Origin of the sequence: Komagataeibacter saccharivorans, assembly GCF_004348195.1 — a bacterium.
Classification (GTDB): Bacteria; Pseudomonadota; Alphaproteobacteria; order Acetobacterales; family Acetobacteraceae; genus Komagataeibacter; species Komagataeibacter saccharivorans.
In genome coordinates, this window is record NZ_CP036404.1 from 1,902,916 (window position 1) to 1,927,703 (window position 24,788).

A 24,788-nucleotide genomic window follows, 5' to 3' on the forward strand; every position below is an offset into this window, starting at 1 on the left:
CGGCGCCATGCCGATCAGGCAGGCAGCACGCCCCACAGCGTGGCGACGCCCGCGAAAGCCAGAAGGGCGGCAACCAGCGTCATGAGGCTCCAGCTTTGCAGTCCCTCACGCACGCTGACACCGCACAGACGGGTCACAATCCAGAACCCGGCATCATTGACATGGGAAAGGGCCATGCCCCCCGCCCCCATGGCCAGCGCCACGAGGGCAAGATGCGTCTGGTCCAGATTCATCCGTCCGATCATGGGGCCAAGGATGCCCGCCGTGGTCATCAGCGCCACGGTGGTCGGCCCCTGCGCCACGCGCAGGATCATGGTCAGGACAAAGGCCAGCACCAGAAGCGGCAGCCCCGTGGCCGCCAGCAACCCACCCAGCGCATCGCCTACGCCACTGCCAACCAGCACCTGCGCGAACGCGCCCCCCGCGCCGGTAATCAGGATGATGATGGCCGTACCCGGCAATGCGGCCGCCACCACATCGGACACGGTGGCAAGCGCCATGCCACGGCGCAGCCCCAGCAGCCACGCACATAGCAGCACATCCAGCCCAAGGGCGACAAAGGGAATGCCCGCGAACACCAGCACACTGCGCAGGCGACCGGGCGACATGAGATCCCCCGCCAGCGTGCCCGCCACCATCAGTACCACCGGCACGGCAATGACGGACACGATCTCCATTCCGCTGACCGGGTTGCGCTGGCATGCCTGCATGAAGGACCGGGCCGGTTCATCCGCCGCATCATGGTTGTGGGCTGCGGTCCGGGCCTCATCCACCACGGCGCGGATATCGGGCGTGCAGCCAAAGGGCTGCGTCATGATCGGGCGCGTGACCACATAGGTCAGCAGCGTCACCACAGCCGCCAGCGGCAACCCCAGCAGCAGCATGCGGCCCGCCCCGACCCCCAGCGCACCCGCCACCGCCACGGCACCGGGATGAGGCGGCAGCAGCGCATGCACGGTCAGCATGGTCACTGCCATCGGAATACCGAATATGGCGGGCGCGCGGCCTGTCTGCCGCGCCATGCCATAGACCAGCGGCATCAGCATGATGACGCCGACTTCAAAAAATACGGGAATGCCCACCCCGAAGGCGGCGATGACCAGCGCCAGCGGCACATGGGCCGCCCCCACGCGGCGGACCAGCCCGTCGGCCACCACGGCAGCCCCGCCAGACAGGTCGATCATACGGCCGATCATGGCCCCAAGCGCCACGATAATGGCGATATGGCCCATAGTCCGGCCCATGCTGCCCTGAATCGCATCGGTCAGTTTTGCCACGGGCATGCCGGTCAGCAGCGCCACGCCAATCGCCACGACCAGCAGGGCCACGAAAGGATGCAGCCGCAGCCGAAGGATAAGCAGCAGCAATACGGCAATGGAGCCGGTACCGGTCAGTATCAGCGCGAGCGACGTCATGGGCGAATCCCGTGCAGAAGAACGGCCAGCACCGCCTGACCCTTCCGACCTTATCGGGCATCCCGCACCAGCCCGCAACGCTGCCATGCCGGAAAAACAGTGCCGTCCGTCACGCGACGACTGTTTTCAGGGGCTGATCCATCCGGATTTCATGGATGGGGGAAACCAGCCGCCCGCCCGCACGTCACCCGAAGGGGCTGTATCACCCCTTCATGCACGGACGATGCTTCAGTGAGCGGCGTGATGTCCGCCATGCATTTTTTCCACCGGGTGGGCCGTGGGTTCCGCCAGCCACTGGATGCGGACGTTACGCAGTTCGAAATTACGCTGCCCCTGCACGCCCATATCGCCAAACGGGTCATACACCACGCCGCTGACCTCGGCCCGGCACTGTTCATGCTGGCCGGTATCGCCACAGATCTGCTGCGCCCTGCGGAAGGATGTTTCCTCCATCGTGGGGCCATCAAGCGGCACGGACCCGTTCCAGTCCACCTGACCGGGCAGGTCGGCGATACGGAACGCGGCGCAGTCCGCCCCACCCGAATTGGCGGAGGTGATGTAGCACCCGGATACATGCACCAGCCTGCCCACATACTGGCCCGCCTGGGTCTGGAACGCCGCCACATCCATCGTTGCCGCAGCCGGGGTGGCCACTTCGTGCCGTGTCTTCGCTTCCCGGGCCATGGTGGCGGCCGGGGTCATTCCCGCAGCCATGATGGCCAGCCCGGCCAGCGCGCCCACATGCAAACCTCGCCTCACGTCCTGTCTTCCTTCTCTTTCAGCATCAGCCCGCGCTGACGATCCGGAGGGAAGTTTCTGCCATACACGTCGCCCATGTCACCACAAGGCAACGTGCGGGCTGCCATGCGCGCGACAGCCGGGCGGCCTGCTAGAAAGGCGACGCCTTCTGTCCGGCACCCTGCCCCAGATCAGCGAAATGCTGGGTTTCCGCGCACCCGCGGAAGCGGTCAAGCACCGGCACGCTACCCGCAAGATTGACGCTGAGGGTGGTGTGATCGCCAAACTTCACCACCGCCATGTGCGTATGCGCCATTGCATTGAGCAGGGTGGTCAGGTTCGCTGGCGTAATATCCGCCACAAGGGTCGTGGCGTCATTGGCCTGCATGTGGAACACCGTGCTGTAGGCGCCGACCGTTACGGTCATGTCGCCTTTCTGGCCCGTGCCCAATGTCCAGTGGTCATCGGCGCTGCGTACCTGAAGCGAGTCGGCATCGGCGCGGAACATCAGGATCTCGCTCTCTGATCCGGCGATGCACAGATCCGTATGCACGCCCGCATCAGGCGTGTGATGGATGGCGACCCAGCCGCCCGCACGCTCATCCACCAGCATCTGCGACGGGCTGGGGCCACGGTTCTCATCTTCGGGCTGCATGGCCACGGGCACCGCCTGCGGGCTTGCGTCATAGGACTGCGCCCGTGCCATCGCGGGCACGCTGGCAATCACCATGCAGGCCAGTAGAAAATTCTGTTTCCTGTTCACTTTGCAACAATCCCCATTGCAACAAAGACCGACGAATCGGAGTGGAGGGTAAGTCTGTCTATCGCTGGAACGTGATATTGACACATATTGTCATAATTATGCACAAGGCAGAAGCTCATGAACGCATGACCGGTTTTCCCCAATAGGAAGATGATACATCCCGGCGCGGCATCATGGCTGATCTACGACAAAGTGTGTCTGCTCCCGAACGCGGTCCCTGCCACGTCGTCGCCGACAATAATAGTAAAGAAGATTTTCATTTTCCTGCCCGCAGCCCTGCACAGCGGCAGGCGGCATTGGCCAGTGGGTCACGCACCGTTATCATGGCGGACCACACAACCTGCGGATTATGGAAGGAAAAAGCCGGGATGCGCCTGTTACCTGCTGCCATCCTGGCAATCGGGACCCTCTGCGCCACATCGCATGCGCGGGCGGCTGACCCGGACTGGGTTTTCGCCAATGGCGGTGCGGGCGGCCAGCCCATGATCATGTCCCATCAGGGTTCGCTGGATATCATGTTCTACCGCTCCGCCAGCGGGACACTCGGCCTTGCCGTTCACCAGCGCCATGGCCGCTACCGCAACCCGGCGGGCATACAGACAGCCGTGGTCATGATCGGCCCCAAATTCAGCGTAGCGCTACAGACCTTCCAGACCGGCCAGAAATGGGACACGGCGGGTGGCGACCTTAAGGCAGACAGTATGCCCGATCTGGTCAACGCGCTGAAAACGGCGCAAACGGGCACGCTGATCCCCTTTGAACATGACCCCGTTTCCTTCTCCCTCAAGGGCGGATGGGCGGCGCTGGACGATATGGCGAAATACGCGCTGGCGCATGGCGAAAGCCTGCCGCCGCCGCTGGAACCAGCCCCCGCGCAGGCAGCCGCCACACCGGGACTGGACATAGAGAAACTGGCCCACCATCCGTATGACACCCAGCATGGTCGCCGGGTCGTGCTGCCGCATTACGACATCGCCGCCAATTGCGACCGCGCCCATATCGAAATGCAGGACACGGATGGGGAATGCGTCACCGCCGAACAGGGCAGTCAGGCCAGCCTGACCGCCCAGTGGACGCAGTATGACAGCGACCTGCGCGCGGCCTGCCTTTCCCTTGTGACCGATCCGGGGCGACTGGAAAAATATCAGGCGCTGTTCATGTGCCTGTCACGCTATCAGGATGACCGCCGGCAGTGGCAGCTTGTGTCCGGGTCCAGCGGCAGTGACGACATCCTGCCCGCCAAGAACGGCAATGCCGCCGCCACGCCCAGGCCCTGACTTCCCCCTGATGGCCCATACATAAAAACAGGCGCGTCAAACCCGCACGCAATCAGATGCGTTATGGCAGGGACCAGCCGCCCTGCATCAACGCCGCAGGGTCTTACCCGCGCAACCCGGTCAGGCCAGCGTCTGTCCACAGAAGGGGGAATGCCTGTTTTTACCTGTTTCCCCGGCCATTCATGGGATAAGCATGCGACTCATCCACGCCGTTATCCACATGATTTACCGCATTATCCACAGATGGAGGACTCAGTTGTCCCCTTCATGCTTTCCCGCCACATGGGAACAGGCAATGCGCCTGCCATCCCGCAGGGACGGGTCCACAGCCATCTCGCCACGCGGCACCGGGCCATCGGCTATCCTGTGGCCCGTGCCCATATGGGCCGACCATGTGGAATAGGACAGGGTGCGATAGGTATCCGCCGCGCAGTTATAGACGACCGAAAACCTGACCGAAGCGAAAGGCAGGCCGTGGCGGATCATCTCCTCGTCAAAATCCTGAATGAAAGCGGCGGTGGCATGCGTGCCGTGTACCTGAACGGAAGCAAGGTCGATATATTCGTTCACCTTGTTCTGGTAGGGGGGCAGTTTCTGCAAATTCGCCGCCGGATGCGCGGATGGGAAAAGCGGCTGCTCCTGTGCCGCCCGCGCATCGTCCGCCATGCCGCCGCAGGCGATACCCGCGGCCAGCACCGCCACCACAACCCTGTATCCCATTTTCTCCCTTTCATCCGCGCAGGCACCATCCGGGCCCCGCATTCCTGTCACTGTTTTGCAGGATCGGGCCAGTAGCAGCAAGGCATGTCTGGACAATACGGGATCATCCTGAACCCATAATGACGGAAAGCGTTCATGTACCCCCGTTTTTCACACATAAACCGTACCCTGTTACTGGCGATGCTGATCGGCGTGATGCTACCCGATGCCCATGCCGCGCCGGATGCCCCCACACTCACACGCGCGCCGTTCGGCCTCACGCCGGATGGACAGCGGGTGGAAGCATTCACGCTTTCCAACACGCATGGCATGCGCGTGAAGATCCTGACCTATGGCGCGACCGTGGCCGCCATTGATGCCCCTGACCGTAACGGCCATGTCGATGACGTGGTGCTGGGTTTCCCGACACTGGAGGGCTACACCAGAGACAGCGCACAGGGCGGGCTGTTTTTCGGATCGACCGTCGGACGTGTGGCCAACCGCATCGCCAATGGCAGTTTCCGGCTGGATGGCCAGATCCACCATATCCCCCAGACCGAGGGGACCAGCGCGCTGCATGGTGGCCGCAAGGGGTTCGACAAGCATGTCTGGACGGTGGAGGACACGGACACCACGCCGGATCATGCCAGCGTCACACTTGGACTGGTCAGCCCGGACGGGGATGAAGGCTTTCCGGGCACATTGCGGGTACATGTCACCTTCACGCTGGACCAGCACAACGCGCTGGTGCTGCATTATCGCGCAACGACCGACCGCCCGACCGTGGTGAACCTGACGAACCACAGCTATTTCAATCTGGCGGGGGAAGGCAGCGGATCGGTCGAAAACCATATCCTGCAGATCAATGCGGAGACCTACACCCCGACCGATTCCCACTCGCTGCCCCTTGGCACCATCGCATCGGTGGCGGGAACACCGCTGGATTTCCGCACGCCACACCGCATTGGCGCCGGATTGCGCAGTAGCGATCCACAGATGATGTACACACATGGCTATGACCAGAACTGGATCGTCAACGGACAGCTTTCATCCACGCCGGTACTTGCTGCCCGTCTGGCTGATCCCGCATCGGGGCGGATGATGGATGTGCTGACAACGCAGCCGGGACTGCAGGTCTATACCGGCAATGCGCTCGACGGGCGGTACACCGGTCCTTCCGGTCATGCCTACCGGCAGACCGATGCCGTGGCGCTGGAAGCCGAACATTACCCCGACAGTCCCAGCCATCCGGATTTTCCCAGCATCGTACTCAGGCCGGGGCAGACTTACGACGAAACGACCATATACCGTCTTGGCGTGGAACCGACCGGGCGCACGCAGCCTTAGCGATAAGGGACGAAAACGTTGATTCCTCGGGATGACCCCTTAAATACATCACTCAAGCGTGATCGAAGGATACAGGACCCCATGAGGATATTTTCCGTGCTGCTGCTTCTGGCCGGACTTACGGCGTGCGAATCCGGCCATGCACCCAGCGACCCGAGCCAGAGCGGCGGCGTGGGCGGAATGACCGGTTCCCCCGGTCAGGATGGACCCGGTGATGGCCCCGGTGGCTCCGGCGGACCGGGCATGGGGGGATAAGGCATGCCCATGCGGGCGCGTGGAGCCTAATCGCGCCCGCCACTGATATTGACCAGACCAAGGCCCAGCAGGCCCAGACCCGCCAGCCCTTCAGCCACCATCCACGAAACCGGGCCGATCCCATCGGCCGTCATACCACGCACCAGAACGCCAACGCTGCCAATCATTAGCAGCAGGGACACGATGGTCGCCCATTTCACAATCTTGCCGCGGTTCATCAATCTCTTCGCTGTCTCTCGGTCCGGTTTCCGACGGGAACCCTCTCCCTGCCTTGTATCACCGTGGTTACACAATCGTCCAAACATGGCATGCGCAGCGGCAATGCGCCTGCCGCGCAACAGGCGCATGCTCATGCATACGTGATCCCTGCCACTGCATTTTCCATGCTTCCCTGTCTTTACGGCACACGACGAGGGGCATGGTCCCCCATCCCCGACGCGCTACCGTTACACGACAAGGAGGCCAGATCATGACACCGTTGCGCACCCCACAGCAGTGGACCACGCAGATGCGGCATCTTGTCCGGACCTGCCTGACCTACCCTTACGCCTTCATACACCTTTGGGAAGGGGACTGAGTCCACCCGCCCGCCTATTCCTGCTGCAAGGCGTTTGCGGGAAACCATTCGTCATTACCGGTACTGTCATTGCGCACGCGGACCTGACCATTATCGATCATTTCGACAATAGTGCCCTTGACGCCACGCAGTTGGGGTTTGACTGACGCGTCATCCCTGACTGCGACAATATCGCCCATCTTGAAATCCATCCGCTGATCTCCCTTTCCGGTCGTGACGGTGGCCTGCGCCGGAGTACTTGCCGCCTACGGTCCGGCACCCCGGTTCATGGCCGCGGTTATCATGCCAGTCATATCGGGCGCTGCAAGCATTGACCCGCCCCGACATATCTCCTGCGCATAAACAGCAGGTTGTGACGGGCGGATACGTGCCGACATGTCAGGAAACCCTTTTTCATACAGGAACCTGAACAATGGCATCAGAACATCATCTTCCTTCCACCACCGATCTGGCACGCGAACTGGAACAGATCCGGCGTGAGCATGACATTGCGCTGAAGGACCGGCCGGAACACGCCCGCGCGCTCGAACAGCGCATCCACAAGCTGGAAGCCGAACTGGCGCGCCAGAAATAGTGGCGTGGCCGGTTGCCGGGGCCTGATCCGTCAGTTCCCGGCGCCGGCGGTTACGGAAGCTGCCTGGTCATCCGTTCTGACGGCGGCGGGCTGTGGCGCCCGCACCAGCCAGTAGACGATACCCAGTGACAGGATGGCAGCCGACAGCGAAAGCAGCTCCATCACGTTGACCTCCTTGAGGTCGATGACAATGAATTTACGCACCGTGGCCAGCATGCCGATCAGCAGCACGGAGCGCATGCGGATCATGCTGTGCGGCTGTGCATCGGGCAGCACCAGAATGGAATGCTTGAATTCCAGCGCGATCAGCACCGTAAAGAACATGCCGAAAATACTTTGCAGCACATCGGGGCTGGTTGGGTTCAGACCACTTGAAACCAGCATGCGCCAGACCGCCACCACCACATGCACAAGCGATGTCCCGGCAATGGCGACGATCAGCAGGGTCAGGATCAGCATCACCCCCTCCTCGAACAGGTCGAACAGGCGGGCCATCTGAAAAAAGCCGGGCAGGCGTGTCATCATAAGCGTAAGCGGCCAAAGGTCAGAGAAATGAAGGACGCCGCCTTCAGCCACGCCATGAGAGGATCAGGGTTGTAACAGAAACATGCCAGACAGTGCAAAACCGTGGGGCATGACCATGACAGGCGGGACCGGTATCCTGACCTGCCCTGTCAAGCCAGCCGACCGGTATGCAGGCATGCGGGGGGAGATCTTGGATCGCGGCCCATTCATCCTATGTCTAGAAAACCGGACCCCATATGGGACCCGCATGTCACAACACGACAGGAGACGATCATGAGCAACGTCACGACCAGTGGTCCCGATGCGCAGGGCAAATTCAGTCTTGAGGTCAATATTGGTGGCCTGACCGGCACCATCTCCGGTTTCAGCTCCAAGATGGAAGGAGAGGATTACGCCGTCTCCCTTCTGCGCCGGGTCAAGGAACTGGCCAAGGCCGACGGGCTGAAATAAGCCTGCATAACGGTCAGCGCGGGGGCGATGTAGGGACAAATGTGCATCGCCCCTGTCGTCTGGCCGATTTTCATGAAAATCGGCCTGCATCGTCCTGCCACCTTTTTTCTTTATACAGAATGAACCTGACAAGATCAGGACGGAACGCCGTATTGGAAAAAAGGAACTGCCTGCCCATGAAACGACTGATCCGGCCCTTGGGCGCACTGGCGCTGGCCAGCACTCTGGCCGCCTGCGCCGATGGTCCGCCGCCCTACTATTACGGGGGATATGGCGGCTATGGTTATGATGGTGGCTATTACAGCGGGTATGGCGATTATTACGGGGGCGCTCCCATATATATGGGACGGGGCGGTCGTGGCGGCCCGCGTGGCGGGGGACATTTTGGCGGACGCGGCCCCGGCGGGGTGGCGGACATGGCGGTCCAGGGGCGGTCCCGGTGGCGGGGGCGGTGGACGTGGCCCCGGCGGGGGACCCGGTGGTGGTGGCCACGGTGGACCCGGCGGCGGGGGCGGTCACGGTGGTGGTGGCGGTGGTCACGGCGGCGGCGGTCGACACTGACCTGATGGCTGGCTCCCGACGGGGCCAGCCTTTTTCATCCATGCTCTCCCGCACCTGACAGCAGGTTCATGACCAGCACCCCGCCCACGATAAGGGTCATGCCCAGCACGGCGGCCATATCCAGCTTCTGCCCCAGCACCACACGGCATACCAGTGTGATAAGCACGGTGCCCACGCCCGACCAGATGGCATAGGCCATGCCGGCAGGAATGCTGCGCAAAGCCAGCGATAGCGAATAGAAAGCCGCCGTATAGCCCACCACCGTCACACAGGACGGCGCCAGCCGGGTAAAACCATTGGACAGCGTCAGGCAGAACGTGGCCGTGACCTCCGCCACGATGGCGAGGGCCAGATAGAAATAGGCCATGCCGTTCAGCCCTGTGTGGACGCGGGCGTGGCACGCGGCGGCAGCCCGGCCATACGGGGGCGCGGCCGGCGCGGGGGGCGGGGCGTTTCATCACGAATCGCCACCGCATCCTGCCCGCGCGCGCGCAGGGCTTCGGCAAAGCGCTGGACATGGGTCCACTGTGCCCCTGCATAGAGTTCGCGCCCGTCCAGCATTACACGATGTCGTCGCAACTTTTCCCCCATACGGCCATTATCTGCCAACAAAGATGGGCAGGCCACGCCTGAATCGCAACCGGCGCGGAAACTGTTTGCAATGTTGCAGGAAACCTTCGCTTTCCCGAAACGCTTCATGTATAGGGAAGATAGGAGGTATGATACATGAGCAACTCTGCACGTATGATCGCCCATCTGCTGATCACGGCCCGTCTGAGTACGCGCAATCAGCCTTCCGTGCCGGTTTCACAGCCCCGAAAGGGCTGATGAACCGGAGCCGGAACGGGGCGACCATCCCCTATCTGACATGTTATGACATGAACGCCTTGCCGCGTGCCCGCGCCAGACGGGCCGCGAAGGCGGGCAGTTCCTCATGATGGAGCAGAAACACGTCATTGGACCGCGCCAGCGCACGGGCCGAAGCCGTATAATCAGCATTGGAAACGACAGCCGCCACATTACCCCGGTAATGCATCCGCGCGGCTGATACCTGCTGCACCGCCTCATTCCCCACAGCACTGCGATACAGCTTGCACTGCACGACCAGCCGCAGCCTGCCGCGCGTGGCGATCACATCAGCCCCCTGATCGCTGCCAGGCTGGGTTGCGCGCGCGTCCCATCCGGCAGCCCGCAGGCTGGCCGCGCAAAAGCGTTCATAGGCGATGGGGTCCATGTCAGGCGTATAGCGGGCGTCCTCATGCCTGTTACCCGCACCGGCCAGCGGCTGGCGGGCAACCTGTTCGATACGGGCAAGCACGGTCCGGGCAATGCTGGGCCATACGCCTTCCAGCCGACTGCGCCGCAGGGCTGGCTGGATGACCGTCTTGATGAATTCCGCCTGTTCACGCCGCCACCGGCCCGTGCGTTCCACACCATAGCTGTTGATCTGCACAAGCTGCCTGCGCCGTATGCGCAGCGCGTCGGCATGCCGGTTGACCATGCGGATACACAGCCGCCATGCCCAGCGACGCCGCAGCCACCGCCAGCCATACCGCATGAAGGGCCAGAGAAGCGTGGCCGCGATCCCGACCAGCACAAGTCGCATCAGCCCCCCCGCCAGACCCGACGCGGGCCGGACAGTACTTGCGAGAAAATAGAGGGAGATCGCGCCACGGGACGCCGACAGATGGCGCAGAAGCACGGTATCCGCATGATGGCCGAGCAGTTCCCATTCCCCGCCCGTGGCCACGCGCTGGCAATGCAACTGGGCCAGCGCATGGGCCTGCCCCGGCCCGGCGGACAGATTATCCGCCCGGTGCAGCGCGCCCGGCTGTGCGCAGCCCACGGATGCGGGCGGTACGTAACAGGCTTCCGACGCCGCGCGCGCGGGAACAGGGGCCAGCAGCAACCCGCACCACAGCCATGGCATGATCCCTGCACCCATCTTTCCGTTATCGCCCCCTGGCTTTGGTTACGGGGCGAGACTAGAGCATGAGAACAAAATAGGAAAGTACGGAAACCCCAGTCACTTACGCCATGGCATCAGGGCCGTCAGGCGCGTAATATACCGCACATGCGACTCTGCTTTATCGGTGACAGCTATGTCACGGGAACGGGCGATCAGACCTGCCAGGGCTGGGCCGGACGGCTATGCGCCATGGAACGGCGGGGCGGGCGGGATGTCACGCTGTACAATCTGGGCGTGCGCGGACAGACCAGTTGCGACATCGCCCGGCGCTGGCTGACCGAAACCCGCTCCCGGCTGGACGGGCGGCATGATGGCGGCGTGGTCCTGTCCTTCGGGGTCAATGACTGCACCACCACGCCGCGTGGACAGACCCGGGTTACATGGGCGGACAGCATGCGCGCCACCCGGGGCATACTGGAACAGGCGCGGCAGACATGGCCCGTGCTCATGGTCGGGCCGCCGCCCGTGGGGCATGAGGACCATGACTGGCGCATCCGCGCCCTGTCGGACGCCATGGCCCGGCTATGCGCGGATATGAAGATACCCTTCCTGCCGATATGGGAACCCCTGCGCGCGCGCCCCCTGTGGTGTGCGGAAATCGCGCGCGGCGACGGATTCCATCCCATGGGCGGCGGATATGCCGAACTGGCCCGGCTGGTTCACGACTGGCCCGCATGGCGGAAATGGATGGGCGCGGTTTCCCCGCTGCGCGTCCCATCATGACGCTTGGCAGCAGCAGCCATGCTTGCCACATTACCCGCCATGACGGCTGGTTCCGTTTTCTGAAACAAGGCATGCAGACATGAAAAAGATCATCCCCTGTGCCCTGCTGGGCATACTGGCCGTGGCCTGCGCTCCCGCCGCCCGCGCCGATGTGCCCGAAGGGGAACTCAATTCCCTGTATATCCGCCCCGAAGTGCAGTTGCCCGCCCCTGCCCTTTCCTTCCCGAACTATCCGGTGGTGGATGACTGCACGACCGAATTCGGCGATGCGGTCACCAATGCCTGCGTCACGGGGGAAAAGGAACGCGCGCTGGTCCTGCAGCCCGCATGGGATGAATATACGGACAGCGACAAGATCGCCTGTCAGGAAGACGTGACCCATATCCGCCACATCCAGTTATACAAGAACCTTGCCTACTGTCTGGACAGCCGCCGCTACGAAGCATGGCGCAAAAAGCATCCGGCGGGACACTGATCGCCGCCTGCCCCACATCAGTCCGGGGCGATATGGCAGCGCCCGTCATCATGGCTGTGGTCGTAATCAACATTCTGGTTGGCGCTGCTGTCGCCGTGGATGATGCGGCGCGGACGGGCGGGATGGGCTGACAGGACGGACTGCTCCCGCCCGTCCCCCACATAATGCAGGTCGGCTGCATCCAGCACGCTGCCGGGAATGGCGGAAAGCATGAAGGGCGCGTGCAGGTTGTCATGCGCCGCCTGATCCGCCTGCGGATGGGTTGCCCGCCACGCGGCGGACGCCCACAGATAGAACGGGATTTCATAGGCCGCGCGCACATCCCCATGCGCCGGAATCCCGCCCGAACACTCACTTACGCGCACCCCGTGGTCCGAGACGTAAAACAGCACTGCCGGACCGCCATGGGCATGCAGGGTGGATACGACATGGGCCAGCATATGGTCGGTATAGGCAATACTGTTGTCATAGGCCGTGCCCAGCCCCCCGAAACCGCGGGGATAACGATCACCCGCGTTTTCATGGCTGCCGAACAGGTGCAGCACGATAAAGACCGGGCCTTTCGCGCCGGTAATCGCATCATCCACTACCGGCAGCATCCGTTCATCCAGCACCGGGCTGCTCATCAGTCCGTCATGCACGGTGGTATAGGCGATGTGGTGCGCCTGTTCCGAATAGGCGCCGATCACGCTGTCATAGGGGCCAAGCCGAGGATGGTTGCTGATCCACCAGGTATCATATCCCGCGGCGTTGAAGACCGAGACCAGATCATGTCCCGGCCCACCGCCCGGCCGCAGCCGGTCGTAGCCCGACAGGATGACCGGCACCGCGCCGACCGTGTAGTCGAAGGGTGTCACCATGTCATCGAAATGCAGCAGGCTGTTCACCTGCTCCATTTCCGGGGTGGTTGGCGATCCGTAGCCGTAAATGTGGTGATGGTCGCGGCGCGCGCTTTCCCCGATCACCAGCACGATAACCTGTCGCGGTTCCATACGCGGGAGCGTAAGGAAATGGATCGGTTCATGGCTGATCCGCCGCGCCATGTCGGTTACACGGCGGGTTTCGCGCCGCGCCGCGACATAACCCGTCGCCATGCCCCACGGCCATGCCCGGTCGAAACGCGAATGAATGGCCACCATGGGATTTTCGGTGCCCCCGCGCGTGGGCGGCAGATGCTGCCATAACCGCACCGTCGGCACGACAATCCATGCCAGCAGCGCGGCGACCGCACCCAGACGCGCGGGAATCCCCCATCGCACCACCGGCCCGCGCGGGCGGGCGAGATAGAACCCCGCCAGCACCGTCCATATCCCGATCCACACACACAGCCACGGCAGCACCGGGCGCACATAACCCACGACAACGGGCACGGAGCAGTAAAACAGGATCAGCCACAGCGGATAGCCCGGCGGTGTCCCGCTTATGCTGATGTAATACACGGCGGCCGGAAACAGCATGACCACCGGCAGGAACAGCGCCATCAGCACCCGCCTGCTGTTGAACAGCAGCGCCACCACCGCCCAGAGCACCACCGCGCGGATGACGCCCTGCAACGCCGTACAGGCGGGCAGAAGGGCCAGTACTCCCATAATGGCCAGCAACGCATCAGGCCACGCCGGTCGGCATGGAAGACGCCAGCGGGATCTGGCAGGCGGGCTGGGCGGGATCGTCATGGACGTTTCATGCCATGGGGCGGCCCCTGCCGGTAGCCCCATGGTACCGGGGCGAGAACAGGCGATGGCACGTTTGTGAATGAACCGGCGCGCGGCAACGCTTTTTATCCCCCGTCCGGACGCCTAATAATGCGCCCCCCGGGAGGCCCGCGCAGACGGGTGCCAGAAGAACAGTCGTTGATAAAAAACGGTTACCAGAAAACCGGAATCATAAAGGCAGACAAACGTATTATGGCAAAGATCAAGGTCAGGAATCCCGTTGTCGAGATGGATGGCGACGAGATGACCCGCATTATCTGGCATTTCATCCGCGAACGGCTGATCCTGCCGTATCTGGACATCGATCTGAAATATTATGATCTGGGCATCCGCCATCGTGACGAGACGGACGACCGCGTAACGGTGGAGGCGGCGGAAGCCGTGCGCCGCTACGGCGTGGGCGTGAAATGCGCCACCATCACCCCTGACGAGGCACGGGTGGAGGAATTCGGCCTGAAGAAGATGTGGCGTTCGCCCAACGGCACGATCCGCAACATCCTTGATGGCACGATTTTCCGCGAACCGATCATCTGTTCCAACGTGCCGCGGCTTGTCCCCCACTGGACCCAGCCGATCGTGATCGGCCGCCATGCCTATGGCGACATCTACCGCGCCGCCGAAACCCGCATTCCCGGCCCCGGCAAGGTGACGCTGCGCTACGCCCCGGCCGATGGCGGCCCGGAACAGGTGCTGGACGTGCATGACTTCACCGGCCCCGGCGTGGCGCTGGGCATGCACAATACCCGTGCATCCATCGAAGGATTCGCGCGCGCATCGCTGTCCTACGGGCGCGACCGCAAGCTGCCGGTCTACCTGTCCACCAAGAACACCATCCTCAAGGCCTATGACGGCATGTTCAAGGATGTGTTCCAGGAAGTGTACGAACGGGAATTCCGTGCCGATTTCGAGAAGCTGGGCCTGACCTACGAACATCGCCTGATTGATGACATGGTCGCCTGCGCGCTGAAGTGGAAGGGCGGTTATGTCTGGGCGTGCAAGAACTATGACGGCGATGTGGAAAGCGACATCGTGGCGCAGGGTTTCGGTAGCCTCGGTCTCATGACATCGGTCCTGCTGAACCCGACGGGCGACGTGGTGGAAGCGGAAGCAGCACATGGCACCGTGACCCGCCATTTCCGCGAACATGAAAAGGGACGCCCGACCAGCACCAATCCCATCGCCTCCATCTTCGCATGGACGCGCGGACTGGCCTATCGCGGGCGGTTTGACGATACCCCCGATGTGACCCACTTCGCCAACACGCTGGAACGCGTGTGCATCGAAACGGTCGAAGGGGGCCAGATGACAAAGGATCTGGCCCTGCTGGTCGGCCCCGATACGAAATGGCTCGATACCCAGCCCTTCCTCGACGTGCTGGACACGAAGCTGCGCACCGCCCTGTCGCGTAGCTGAACACGCGGACGCGCCGCATGGATGAAAAATCATCCATGCGCGCAGATGCGCCTACCTGTCGGGATGGGGGCGTGATTATATGATGGTTATGCACGACGACCATCCACCCGCCGTAACGCCCCCATCTCCCGCCGCGCAGAAAACGCCGTGGCTGGAAGGCACGCTGGAACAGCTTTTCTTTCGCGCGCGGTGGTTATGCGCGCCGCTTTATCTGGGCCTGACAGCGGGTCTGGTGGTCATTCTGGTCAAGTTCCTCCAGACCATGTGGGGGCTGCTGCGCGACAGCTACACGCTGCAATTCGACGATGTATTCGTCGGCATCCTGGACATGATCGACCTTGTGCTGCTGGCCAACCTGCTGCTGATCGTGATGTTCGCAGGGTACGAAAATTTCGTCTCCAAGCTGGATGTGCGCAACCACCGCGACTTTCCGGACTGGATCGGCCATGTCACGTTCGGGGACATCAAGATCAAGCTCATGGCCTCCATCGTGGCCATGTCCGCCATTCATGTTCTGGCGGATTTCATCCGGGTAGACACGATCCCAAGCCGGACACTGGCATGGAGCGTCGGCATCCATCTGGCTTTCGTCGTATCGGGTCTCATGCTGGCGATGATGGACCGCATGATGGAAGCGCCCGGCGCACCGGCGCGGCATGAAAGCGTGAAACCGGACGCGCACTGAAACGGATTACCTGATCCGTTCCCGCCCTGCGCCCGATTACGCCGCGTCAGCCCCCTTCGCTGCATCGTCCATGCGGGCTTCCCGCAGGGCCTGCTGCGTCAGGCGTTCTTCGTTACGGCGCAGGAAAAGCGCGCTGGCGATCAGCCCCACCGCCACCGCGATACCCATTGCGATACTGGCCGGGCCGGAAACCTGCGTTACCTTGCGGCCCAGATAATAGGCGCCCGTGGCATACCCGCCGGCCCAGCACAGCCCGCCCAGCGCATTGAACAGCATGAAACGCGGCCACGGCATATGGTTGGCCCCCGCGAGCAGCGCCACGAAAACGCGCAGAAGGGCAATGAACCGACCGAAGAATACGATGGCGCTGCCATGATGGCGGAACAGGAAACGGCCCAGCAGAAGCCGGTCCGGCGTAAGGCGGATGCGCGGGCCGTATTTCTGCAACAGGGGCAGGCCGACCTTCCGCCCGATGAGGTAGCCGATATTGTCCCCGATCACGGCACCCGTCACCGCCGCCAGCGCGACCCACTGGATATCAAGCCGCTGCGTGGCGGCACAGTAGATGGAGGCTGAAATGATCAGGGTCTCGGCCGGTAGCGGAAGCCCCATGCTTTCAAGCATCACGATCAGGGTAATGACCCCGTAACCGTAGTGCTGGAACAGATATTCAAAATGATGCAGCAGTGTCCGCTCCTCCGTTCGGGAAAATCATGCACGGCTTCATATGCCAGCCCCGCCGGAGCAGGAATTGCGCGCCGGACCTGAACCCCGCCCGGCATGCGGTCACCGGAACTGCGCATGTCGATTACCCGACTGAAATCCGGCTGGCACAATGGGTGAAACGGCCCCGGAGCAAAACCGGATTTAGTGAATATCTGCCCCCCGTTTTCTGGATCGCACCGAACCGCGCCAGCGCAACAGGGACCATGCCACAAATCATAAAGACGTTTTTGGTGAAGCTTTTTTCAAAAAGTTTCAGAAAACGGCACAGCCACCCTGCCGCATCACTTACCGCTGTATCCATTCCCGCCGTTCGGGTGCGCGGCGCTCCCACCCCCGGCGTTCCAGTTCCGGCGTGCTGGCCGGTTCCGCCGGGTAGCCGACACATAGATACGCCACCAGTTCCAGCGTCGGTTCCACATCCAGTACGCGCATGATCTGGTCCGGGTCGATGATCGACACCCATCCAACCCCGATTCCCTTTGCCGTCGCCGCCAGCCAGAACGTATGGATGGCCATGACGGTGGACCATGTTGTCGTCTGCGGCATGGTGCCGCGCCCCAGCCCGCGTCCCTGCGCCGGTTCGGGATGGGACAGCACGGCAATATGGTGCGGGGCGTCGTCCAGACCCGCCAGTTTCAGGCGTGCGTAATGCTGCGCATCCGGCCCGGTGCGGTCGGCCAGCGCTTCGGCATTGCAGCGCATGAAGTCCTGCCGCACGGCCTGACGCCGCTGCGGGTCGTCCACGCGGACGAAACGCCATGGCTCGCTCAGCCCGACCGATGGCGCGAGGCAGGCAATACGCAGCAATTCATCCAGAACCGGTTCGGGCACGGGTTCGCGGCGGAAGTGCCGTACATCCCGCCGCCAGCGAAACAGGTCGTCCAACTGGTCCATGAAGACGGGAGAGAATTCGGGCATGGTCGTCATGCCCTTCTCTTTCGTTCATTGCGGCCCGTCTGTCACGTCCCCAATCCCTGGGTGGCCACGGCACGCCTGCCTTATGGGGATGCCACCGTGCAGATATGAATATGGCGGCGCACCGGAATGCGCCGCCATATCAGGATATATCCGGCAGGACTGACCGCCGCCGCAGGTCAGTTCCGGTCCCAACCCCGCAGGGCCAGCAGGGAAGGCGCTCCTTCAATCCCGGCATGGCAACCGGACGGCACGGCGATACTGGGCAGCGTGGCCAGCAGCATCATTCCCTGTTTCCGATACGCGGCACCAACCCACGCGACGACGCGCCGGGCCCTGGTACGGATGGAAAGGAAAGCGGGAGACGGGGAAAATCCCATGGCAGGGACAGGAGAAAAACTACGCATCGAGGCGTTTCCCGTGAGCCTAGCGGGCGCGCTTGCCGCATGCTGCTCCTGCCGCGCACGCTACGCCGCAACCCGATGCTTGCAAATATAATATTTTCGCAGATTTCCGGGCCGATCCATGCTTTTTTCGCAGGGCTTTTTCCGGCAGGTGTTGCATGAAAAATGCACCTGCCGGAACGTCCGTTTCCTCAGATACAGCCAATCTGCCACGAAGCCCGCCATTCCTGCCCCGGCTGTAGATGGAACACTGCGGGACGGGTGGAAAATTCACCCTTGAATCCGACAGGACTGGCCAGCCCGTACCACGGTTCGATGCACAGGAAATCGGCCCCCGGCTTCATCCATATGCCCAGTTGCGCAAACCCTTCCCATGTCAGCCGCAGGCCGGGACCATCGGGAATGCGGTATGTCAGGCCCCGGCTGGCGGGTCGGTCCATAATCAGGGCATCATGCGTAAACAGCGCCTCATCCAGATGGAGCATACGCCCCCGTACCGGGGTGGGAAGCGGATCGGGTAGCAGCAGCCCCCCGTCCAGCCTGCGCACGTCTTCAGGTTCGGGCTGATCGAATTCGATGGCATGGCGATCCTTGGGCACATCGGGCGCCAGCGGCCAGATAAAGGCCGGATGCGCCCCCAGCGATGCGGACAGGACGCGCTGCACATCAGGGTTGGTGACGCAATACCCCACGGACAGCCTGCCCTGCGTGATGCGGTATTCAATGACGAGACTGAAGGCAAAAGGAAAGACTTCGCGCGTCTGCGCCGTATCGACCAGTTCCAGACGGCAGCCGGTTTCATCACGCTCCAGCCAGCGAAAGGCACTGTCGCGTGCGAAACCGTGCTGGGTCATGTGATACCCGCGCCCGTCGATCCACGCGGTATCATCCACCAGCCGCCCCACAATGGGAAACAGCACGGGGGAATGCCGCCGCCACGGTTCCTGCCCGCTCCACAGCAGGTCGCGGCCACCGGCGCGCAGGGCACGAAGTTCCGCCCCGTGGGCGCTTACGGTTGCGCCCAGAACACCATCGCCGAATGTGTGGGTATCGTCAGTCATGCCGGTGGCTCCATCCATTTCATGATGGGCCACCATGCACGATCAGGGTGGTCCCTGCCTACTGATGCGCGGTTGAAGCAGATGTGAGCGGAGCAGGCGCGCCTTTGTCCCCATTGGCAGGTTTGAGTTTCAGGGTCAGGCGTTCCACTGAAAAGGCCAGCCGCGCCCCGCTGCTGCTGGATGTAAACTTGATATATATGCCGTTATTGTTTTCCATGACGGCGCCACCCTTGCCCGCGCCCACCGTCGCTTCGCCCTGAACGGACCAGTATGTCCCTTCGATATCCTGCAGGCGGTACAGGTTATAGACGGTGCCCGTAGCCCGTGTTCTGGAAAACCCGATGGCGGCACCGGAGCCACCATGAATACGGAAGGAATAGTCGTGCCCTTCAAACGTCAGGATACCCTTCCCCCACGAAACACCCGCCCCCAGATCCGCCGCCGACAGGGTAAAGGCAATGGTTCCCGTGTGATCACCCAGCGCATCGGCTGCATGAGCATACGTGACAGGGCCGATAGAGGACACGGACATAACGACCGCCGCGGCGGCCAGAGATGCAAGGCGCAAAGCAGACTCCATGACTTCCGGCGAACGGTGTCGCCCCATATCCTTACATGGCCGACATGGTTTCCATGTCACACGTTGAGAGTGCCGCACAAATACCAGCCATGCAAATTATATCATGGACATGTACCGCTTCAGCTTCAGTTTATTTCGCCCCGCCGGGCGTGACCGGGGCCAGTTGCGCGCGCGCTTCCCCATTGGGCAGGGCCGCTGTGTGCAGGTTCACGTAAACCTGTCCGTTCTGAAGGGCCTGCGCCTGTTCGGATGAAAGCAGGACGGAACCGTGCTGGCCGGATTTGTAGGGGGCGGGAATGGGCACGAGCACGCCCGCTTCCTCACTGGCCGAAGCGGGGCCATGGAAATGGGCGGCGACGACCGGCCCGCTCAGCCCGGTCCATGTCAGCGTATATTTGACCAGATTACTGTGGGTATCGAGCGTGGCCCGGACCGTACCTTCGGGGTGGGATGTCGTTGCATGTTCGGGCTGGAAATGACCTTCCAGCCGCACGGTTGCCGCCATAACGGGAGAAGCGACCGCGATGCTCGCCGCAAGAAGGGCGGGCAGGGCGAAAAAACGGACCATATCAACCTCCACTACAGAATACTGCCTTCATGCAATACTTTATTGTTGATGTAATGTTTACGCAGTGAATGTTTATGTGATGCATGAACGTACCGGTCATGCAATACAAATCATTATCAGACCCGGTACGCAGGCCCCTTATATATCCAGCGGGCGCGGGCGTTCCATCCATGCCATATCCGGCCGGAACCATAGCGAAACCCGCTGATAGCACCCACGCCGACGGGGCCATAACAGGCTGGCGAGGCCATGCGTGTTGATCCACTGACAGTGCATCACACCCTCCGCAAGGGCAGGACGGCACCCGTTACCAGGGGTGCGCGTCTGATATGAAACGCCCGGTATCCACCACCATGCCCATGGCAAAGTAGCACACCACGATACCCAGCAGCATCAGCAGGCAGGACAGGATCACACGCATCCATGCCATGTGCCACCGATCCCGTAAGGCGACAAGACGCGGTAGCCACCTGCCGTCAACCCACGCCCGTACCGCCCGCTGCCCCGTAGACCTGACCGGTAATGTAGCTGGCCTCGGCCGATGCCAGCAGCACATAGACCGGGGCCAGTTCCGCAGGCTGCCCGGCACGGCCCATGGGGGTATTGCCGCCAAAATTGTGGATGTTCTCCTCCGTCTGGCCACCACTGATCTGCAGTGCGGTCCAGAACGGGCCGGGGGCGACGGCATTGACCCTTATGCCGCGCTGTACCATCTGCTTGGCCAGTGATTTGACAAAGGCGACAATGGCCCCCTTGGTCGCGGAATAATCCAGCAGGATTTCGGACGGATTGAACGCGTTGACCGAAGCCGTGGCAATAATCGCGCCGCCACGCGGCATAAGCGGGATCGCCGCCTTGCTAAGGTAAAACAGCGAATAGATATTGGTGCGGAAGGTTTCGTCAAACTGTTCGTCGCTGATATCAAGGATGGAATCCTGATGACGCTGGCGGCCCGCATTGCTGACCAGTATATCCAGCCCGCCCAGTTCGCTATGCGCCCGTTCAACCAGCGAGGTACAGTATTTCCTGTCCCGCAGATCGCCGGGGAGTGCCACCGCTTTCCGTCCGGCTTCCCGGATCAGGGCGACAACCTCGCGCGCATCGGGTTCTTCCTGTGGCAGGTAGGCGATGGCGACATCCGCCCCCTCCCGCGCATAGGCGATGGCCGCAGCACGGCCGATGCCGGAATCCCCGCCCGTAATCAGCGCCTTGCGCCCCGCCAGCCGACCGGACCCGCGATAGCTGGTTTCCCCATGGTCGGGCCGTGGCGTCATCTTGCCCGCAAGGCCGGGCCATGGCTGTGACTGTTCGGGAAACGGGGGGCGGGGATAGGCGTTTTCCGGATCGACCAGCGCGGCGTGCGGGGCGGTCATTTCCGCGCCCTGCGCCCGGCCCGACGCGGCGGCGGCCGTGACAAGACCGGCCGCCACACCCGTCAGGACCGTCCGGCGGGATGAAGAATGATGCATGTCATCAGGCATGATGGAATGCTCCTTGTCTGTGGGGTGCTGACACCCTGTTTACAGACCAGAACACCCTTCGCCGCCGCAGGGTTGCCTGCCGGGCGCGTTTTCTGCCTGCGTGCGGATCAGGGCAGGGCTGCGATTCCGGTGATCTCGACCTTCCAGCGCGGATCGGCCAGGCGGGCTTCCACCGTGGCGCGCGCAGGCTTGCACGCGGGATCAAGCCACGCATCCCATGCACGGTTCATGGCCGCCATATCGTTCATGTCGCTCAGGAAAATCTGGACTGACAGCAGGCGCGCACTGCTTGTGCCCGCTTCCACCAGCAGGGCGTCAATCTGGCGCAGGATGTCCGCCGTCTGGCCCTGTGCATCAAGGTCGGGATCGTCGGCCACCTGTCCGGCCAGATAGACCACGCCACCATGCACGACGGCGCCGGTCAGCCTTTCTTCGGGTTGCAGGCGTGTAATGGTCATATGAAGGTCCTTCCGTGCTGGGATTCGTTATGCTCGCGGGCATGGCTGCCCCTGCTGGCCTAACCGATCATGGCGTGGATGGAAACGATATGAATTGATGCGTCACCCGCCTGACATCCCTGCCCACCCGATGCGCAAGCGAAACCACGTGACAGTTGCGCGGACGGGAATCAGCGGTGGCGGAACATCTCGTACAACGCGACCGCCGCCGCATTGGATACATTCAGGCTTTCCATCTGGCTGCTCATGGCCAGACCGGCAATCTCGTCACAATGCTCGCGCGTCAGCCGTCGCAGTCCGGCCCCTTCGGCCCCCAGCACCAGTGCGACGCGACGCTGGTGGAAGGATGCGCCATCCAGTACGCCACCGCCCGCATCCAGCCCCACCACCCACAGCCCACGGGTCTTGAGCGCGTCCAGCACGCGCGACAGGTTGACCACACGGATCAGCGGCACGATTTCCAGCGCACCGGATGCCGCGCGCGCAAGCGTGCCGGTTTCTTCCGGCGCGTTACGGTCCTGCATGACAACAGCCACCGCACCAAACGCCGCCGCCGAACGCAGGATGGCCCCCACATTGCGCGGGTCGGTCACCTGATCGAGCACCAGAACCGGTCCGGGCTGTTCCAGCACGGTATCAAGATCAGGCGCGGTCAGGGCATCGGCCAGCAGGGCCATGCCCTGATGAACCGCATCGGCACCACACAGCATGTCCAGCCGCGCGCGTTCGGTCCGCACGGGCTGGATGGGAAAACCGCCTTCCAGCTTTTCGGCCAGCGTTTCCTCGGCTTCGGCTGTCACCAGAAGCTGGCGCAGCTTGCGATCCGGGTTTTCCAGCGCCGCCTGTACGGCATGCAGCCCATACAGCCAGCAGGTGCCACGCGGGGCTGAGGCCGCCCCACGCCCCCCCCGACCACCCCGGTCAGGTCCGGATCGGGAAGACGAAGCGGAAGGGGCCGCAGGCGAATGGCCGCGACGACGGGGAGCGCGCATGTTCATGCCCGTTCTTTAAGCCTAACGACGGGCCGCGTCATTCCCCGAAATGCACGCGGGCGAAGTTTTTCGCCAAACCTATTGACACCCCCCGCCATACCCCTTAATTACCCCGCCAACCCGGAGGGATGCCCGAGTGGCTAAAGGGGGCGGACTGTAAATCCGCTGGTGTACGCCTACGTTGGTTCGAATCCAACTCCCTCCACCATTCTCCTTTCTCAATATAATATCAGGTCTTACCGCTACACGCGGTCGCTCACCCGTGCCGGTAACGGTCTGGCAGCAGTCCATGCGCGCGCGGGACCGCTCCGTAGCGGCAACGCACGTGGGGTATGGACCGCCCGCACGGAATCCACGTCTGACGGGCAGGACGACTTCGGTCATGCACCCTGCGCAGGCGCAGGATACATCCCGTACGCCGCTCATTACTGTCAGATTATGAATTTTTCCTTCGTTTTCATTTTTTTGACATAATGAAAACAATACATCCCATCAGATGCCTTCCATTCCGAATGAATTGATGAAAATTATTCCCATAACTTCTCTTCTGCGTTGATTGATATTTACTTAATATTGTCGATTATTTTTCCGTACAGAATGAACCATTATTTTACTCTACGAATAATTATTTCTATATTGTTTGTAACATATTGTAAGATAATGATATTTTAAGTATTTGGCCGATAATATCCGATAGGGCCGACCATTTTCCTATTATTATGGCAACGCCTGACCATACCGTGCGCTATATTTCAGAATGACAACCAAATGGAAAGATACAGATGCTACGGTCAATCCCCATTCTTGCCGCCTGTCTGTCAATTGCCGTTACCGCCAGCACGGCGGGACATGCGCAGTCGGTTGCGTCCGGTCATCGGGATATCCTGCTTCAGGCCGATCACGCATGGAATGGCATGGCGTATGAAAAATACCCCACCACACAACCGGAACTGACCATGATCCGGCTGACCATTCCCGCGCATACCGCCCTGCCATGGCACACCCATCCGGTACCGAACGCGGGGTATGTGCTGGAAGGGCAGTTGACAATCCATGACCGGGAAACGGGCAAAACGCAGACCTTCCATCAAGGGCAGGCCTTTGCCGAATCAGTCAACGATACCCATCGCGGCGAAACGGGGGAGACACGGACCGTCCTGCTGCTGACCTATGCCGGCACACCGGGCACACCGACCTCCATTCCCGCAAAAGGGGAAAAACCGGAATACTGATACAGACTGTTGCGAAATCGCAATAACGTTATTTGTGTTTAAAAAACAACAAGGTACACGAAAACGATTCCGTGAGGGCAACAGGAAATATATTTTGGTGATCGCTGTTGCCTGACAGCCTGCGCCGTTCCACACTCCTGCCCTTCATGCCGTGACGACCCCATCCGCTACCCCTGGTGAAGTGAGACGACACATAGTGAAAGAGGCGACCAT

Annotated in this window: 32 protein-coding genes and 1 tRNA gene; 13 read left to right on the forward strand and 20 right to left on the reverse strand. The window is 62.0% G+C overall.

The window, feature by feature from the left end:
* Positions 1-14: 14 nt before the first annotated feature.
* On the reverse strand, positions 15-1,415 hold the full coding sequence (locus KSAC_RS08650) for a GntT/GntP/DsdX family permease (protein ID WP_132305118.1): 1,401 nt from the start codon (positions 1,413-1,415) through the stop codon (positions 15-17).
* Here KSAC_RS08650 and KSAC_RS08655 point away from each other — a divergent pair.
* Positions 1,414-1,650 (forward strand): hypothetical protein, encoded by a 237-nt coding sequence (locus KSAC_RS08655; protein WP_132305120.1) that lies wholly within the window; start codon positions 1,414-1,416, stop codon positions 1,648-1,650. The genes KSAC_RS08650 and KSAC_RS08655 overlap by 2 nt on opposite strands.
* Here KSAC_RS08655 and KSAC_RS08660 read toward each other — a convergent pair.
* Both KSAC_RS08660 and KSAC_RS08665 read right to left on the reverse strand, forming a co-directional pair.
* Positions 1,644-2,174, reverse strand: coding sequence for a hypothetical protein (locus KSAC_RS08660; RefSeq protein WP_207918668.1), 531 nt, complete (start codon positions 2,172-2,174; stop codon positions 1,644-1,646). The two genes, KSAC_RS08655 and KSAC_RS08660, sit on opposite strands and share 7 nt — an antisense overlap.
* 130 nt (positions 2,175-2,304) lie before the next feature.
* Complete coding sequence (locus KSAC_RS08665) at positions 2,305-2,916, reverse strand: hypothetical protein (protein ID WP_243705160.1); 612 nt, start codon at positions 2,914-2,916, stop codon at positions 2,305-2,307.
* A 323-nt stretch (positions 2,917-3,239) separates the two neighbouring features.
* On the opposite strand from KSAC_RS08665, the gene KSAC_RS08670 reads away from it, so the two are divergent.
* On the forward strand, positions 3,240-4,193 hold the full coding sequence (locus tag KSAC_RS08670) for a hypothetical protein (RefSeq protein ID WP_243705161.1): 954 nt from the start codon (positions 3,240-3,242) through the stop codon (positions 4,191-4,193).
* Positions 4,194-4,445: 252 nt separating this feature from the next.
* On the opposite strand, the gene KSAC_RS08675 is transcribed toward KSAC_RS08670, so the two are convergent.
* Positions 4,446-4,913 (reverse strand): surface-adhesin E family protein, encoded by a 468-nt coding sequence (locus KSAC_RS08675; protein WP_207918670.1) that lies wholly within the window; start codon positions 4,911-4,913, stop codon positions 4,446-4,448.
* A 135-nt stretch (positions 4,914-5,048) separates the two neighbouring features.
* Between KSAC_RS08675 and KSAC_RS08680 the strand changes: the two genes are divergently transcribed.
* On the forward strand, positions 5,049-6,239 hold the full coding sequence (locus KSAC_RS08680; RefSeq protein WP_132305124.1) for an aldose epimerase family protein: 1,191 nt from the start codon (positions 5,049-5,051) through the stop codon (positions 6,237-6,239).
* Positions 6,240-6,320: 81 nt separating this feature from the next.
* Complete coding sequence (locus KSAC_RS17275) at positions 6,321-6,494, forward strand: hypothetical protein (RefSeq protein ID WP_162900423.1); 174 nt, start codon at positions 6,321-6,323, stop codon at positions 6,492-6,494.
* 26 nt (positions 6,495-6,520) lie between these two features.
* Here the strand turns inward: KSAC_RS17275 and KSAC_RS08685 are convergent, their stop codons facing one another.
* On the reverse strand, positions 6,521-6,712 hold the full coding sequence (locus KSAC_RS08685) for a hypothetical protein (protein ID WP_102325369.1): 192 nt from the start codon (positions 6,710-6,712) through the stop codon (positions 6,521-6,523).
* A gap of 373 nt (positions 6,713-7,085) precedes the next feature.
* Complete coding sequence (locus KSAC_RS17280) at positions 7,086-7,262, reverse strand: hypothetical protein (protein ID WP_162900422.1); 177 nt, start codon at positions 7,260-7,262, stop codon at positions 7,086-7,088.
* Between the two features lie 221 nt (positions 7,263-7,483).
* Here KSAC_RS17280 and KSAC_RS17285 point away from each other — a divergent pair, with 221 nt between their 5' ends.
* Positions 7,484-7,645 carry a hypothetical protein gene (locus KSAC_RS17285; RefSeq protein WP_165927305.1) on the forward strand — a complete coding sequence of 54 codons (162 nt, stop codon included), beginning with the start codon at positions 7,484-7,486 and terminating at the stop codon, positions 7,643-7,645.
* A 30-nt stretch (positions 7,646-7,675) separates the two neighbouring features.
* Here KSAC_RS17285 and KSAC_RS08690 read toward each other — a convergent pair whose 3' ends face one another.
* On the reverse strand, positions 7,676-8,170 hold the full coding sequence (locus KSAC_RS08690; RefSeq protein WP_243705162.1) for a phosphate-starvation-inducible PsiE family protein: 495 nt from the start codon (positions 8,168-8,170) through the stop codon (positions 7,676-7,678).
* Between the two features lie 273 nt (positions 8,171-8,443).
* On the opposite strand from KSAC_RS08690, the gene KSAC_RS17290 reads away from it, so the two are divergent.
* A complete protein-coding gene (locus KSAC_RS17290) occupies positions 8,444-8,620 on the forward strand; it encodes a hypothetical protein (RefSeq protein WP_162900420.1) in 177 nt (58 codons plus the stop codon).
* 176 nt (positions 8,621-8,796) lie between these two features.
* Positions 8,797-9,186 carry a hypothetical protein gene (locus KSAC_RS08695; RefSeq protein WP_207918672.1) on the forward strand — a complete coding sequence of 130 codons (390 nt, stop codon included), beginning with the start codon at positions 8,797-8,799 and terminating at the stop codon, positions 9,184-9,186.
* Between the two features lie 29 nt (positions 9,187-9,215).
* Here KSAC_RS08695 and KSAC_RS08700 read toward each other — a convergent pair whose 3' ends face one another.
* From KSAC_RS08700 to KSAC_RS08710, 3 genes are all read right to left on the reverse strand, one after another.
* The gene (locus KSAC_RS08700; RefSeq protein ID WP_102325366.1) at positions 9,216-9,548 is read right to left on the reverse strand and encodes a DMT family transporter; all 333 of its coding nucleotides are present in this window, start codon (positions 9,546-9,548) and stop codon (positions 9,216-9,218) included.
* A 5-nt stretch (positions 9,549-9,553) separates the two neighbouring features.
* Positions 9,554-9,760 carry a hypothetical protein gene (locus KSAC_RS08705; protein ID WP_243705163.1) on the reverse strand — a complete coding sequence of 69 codons (207 nt, stop codon included), beginning with the start codon at positions 9,758-9,760 and terminating at the stop codon, positions 9,554-9,556.
* 292 nt (positions 9,761-10,052) lie between these two features.
* On the reverse strand, positions 10,053-11,126 hold the full coding sequence (locus tag KSAC_RS08710) for a restriction endonuclease (RefSeq protein ID WP_132305126.1): 1,074 nt from the start codon (positions 11,124-11,126) through the stop codon (positions 10,053-10,055).
* Between the two features lie 129 nt (positions 11,127-11,255).
* On the opposite strand from KSAC_RS08710, the gene KSAC_RS08715 reads away from it, so the two are divergent.
* Positions 11,256-11,873 carry a GDSL-type esterase/lipase family protein gene (locus KSAC_RS08715; protein WP_132305128.1) on the forward strand — a complete coding sequence of 206 codons (618 nt, stop codon included), beginning with the start codon at positions 11,256-11,258 and terminating at the stop codon, positions 11,871-11,873.
* 79 nt (positions 11,874-11,952) lie between these two features.
* Positions 11,953-12,348 (forward strand): hypothetical protein, encoded by a 396-nt coding sequence (locus KSAC_RS08720; RefSeq protein ID WP_102325363.1) that lies wholly within the window; start codon positions 11,953-11,955, stop codon positions 12,346-12,348.
* Between the two features lie 17 nt (positions 12,349-12,365).
* Here KSAC_RS08720 and KSAC_RS08725 read toward each other — a convergent pair whose 3' ends face one another.
* Positions 12,366-14,021, reverse strand: a complete 1,656-nt coding sequence (locus KSAC_RS08725) for a phosphoethanolamine transferase (RefSeq protein WP_132305130.1) — start codon at positions 14,019-14,021, stop codon at positions 12,366-12,368.
* Positions 14,022-14,252: 231 nt separating this feature from the next.
* Between KSAC_RS08725 and KSAC_RS08730 the strand changes: the two genes are divergently transcribed.
* Both KSAC_RS08730 and KSAC_RS08735 read left to right on the forward strand, forming a co-directional pair.
* On the forward strand, positions 14,253-15,473 hold the full coding sequence (locus KSAC_RS08730) for an NADP-dependent isocitrate dehydrogenase (protein WP_110547269.1): 1,221 nt from the start codon (positions 14,253-14,255) through the stop codon (positions 15,471-15,473).
* Positions 15,474-15,561: 88 nt separating this feature from the next.
* Positions 15,562-16,158 (forward strand): TIGR00645 family protein, encoded by a 597-nt coding sequence (locus KSAC_RS08735; protein ID WP_102325660.1) that lies wholly within the window; start codon positions 15,562-15,564, stop codon positions 16,156-16,158.
* A 36-nt stretch (positions 16,159-16,194) separates the two neighbouring features.
* On the opposite strand, the gene KSAC_RS08740 is transcribed toward KSAC_RS08735, so the two are convergent.
* From KSAC_RS08740 to rlmB, 9 genes are all read right to left on the reverse strand, one after another.
* Positions 16,195-16,782: a DedA family protein gene (locus KSAC_RS08740; RefSeq protein WP_102325360.1), complete on the reverse strand. Its 588-nt coding sequence runs from the start codon at positions 16,780-16,782 to the stop codon at positions 16,195-16,197.
* Positions 16,783-17,169: 387 nt separating this feature from the next.
* On the reverse strand, positions 17,170-17,811 hold the full coding sequence (bluB, locus tag KSAC_RS08745; RefSeq protein WP_174234092.1) for a 5,6-dimethylbenzimidazole synthase: 642 nt from the start codon (positions 17,809-17,811) through the stop codon (positions 17,170-17,172).
* 583 nt (positions 17,812-18,394) lie between these two features.
* Positions 18,395-19,264, reverse strand: coding sequence for an aldose 1-epimerase family protein (locus KSAC_RS08755; RefSeq protein WP_132305132.1), 870 nt, complete (start codon positions 19,262-19,264; stop codon positions 18,395-18,397).
* A gap of 58 nt (positions 19,265-19,322) precedes the next feature.
* Positions 19,323-19,844: a hypothetical protein gene (locus KSAC_RS08760; RefSeq protein ID WP_408884727.1), complete on the reverse strand. Its 522-nt coding sequence runs from the start codon at positions 19,842-19,844 to the stop codon at positions 19,323-19,325.
* Positions 19,845-19,974: 130 nt separating this feature from the next.
* A complete protein-coding gene (locus KSAC_RS08765; RefSeq protein WP_118962713.1) occupies positions 19,975-20,412 on the reverse strand; it encodes a CHRD domain-containing protein in 438 nt (145 codons plus the stop codon).
* Positions 20,413-20,719: 307 nt separating this feature from the next.
* Positions 20,720-20,842 carry a hypothetical protein gene (locus tag KSAC_RS17720; protein WP_257997648.1) on the reverse strand — a complete coding sequence of 41 codons (123 nt, stop codon included), beginning with the start codon at positions 20,840-20,842 and terminating at the stop codon, positions 20,720-20,722.
* Between the two features lie 46 nt (positions 20,843-20,888).
* Positions 20,889-21,893, reverse strand: coding sequence for an SDR family oxidoreductase (locus KSAC_RS08770; protein WP_279433709.1), 1,005 nt, complete (start codon positions 21,891-21,893; stop codon positions 20,889-20,891).
* Between the two features lie 107 nt (positions 21,894-22,000).
* Complete coding sequence (locus KSAC_RS08775) at positions 22,001-22,351, reverse strand: RidA family protein (RefSeq protein WP_102325357.1); 351 nt, start codon at positions 22,349-22,351, stop codon at positions 22,001-22,003.
* A gap of 170 nt (positions 22,352-22,521) precedes the next feature.
* Positions 22,522-23,349 carry a 23S rRNA (guanosine(2251)-2'-O)-methyltransferase RlmB gene (rlmB, locus tag KSAC_RS08780; protein ID WP_102325356.1) on the reverse strand — a complete coding sequence of 276 codons (828 nt, stop codon included), beginning with the start codon at positions 23,347-23,349 and terminating at the stop codon, positions 22,522-22,524.
* A gap of 116 nt (positions 23,350-23,465) precedes the next feature.
* Here rlmB and KSAC_RS08785 point away from each other — a divergent pair.
* Together KSAC_RS08785 and KSAC_RS08790 are read left to right on the forward strand one after the other, a co-directional pair.
* Positions 23,466-23,551, forward strand: a tRNA-Tyr gene (locus KSAC_RS08785).
* Positions 23,552-24,125: 574 nt separating this feature from the next.
* Positions 24,126-24,575, forward strand: coding sequence for a cupin domain-containing protein (locus KSAC_RS08790; protein ID WP_118962711.1), 450 nt, complete (start codon positions 24,126-24,128; stop codon positions 24,573-24,575).
* Positions 24,576-24,788 lie beyond the last annotated feature (213 nt).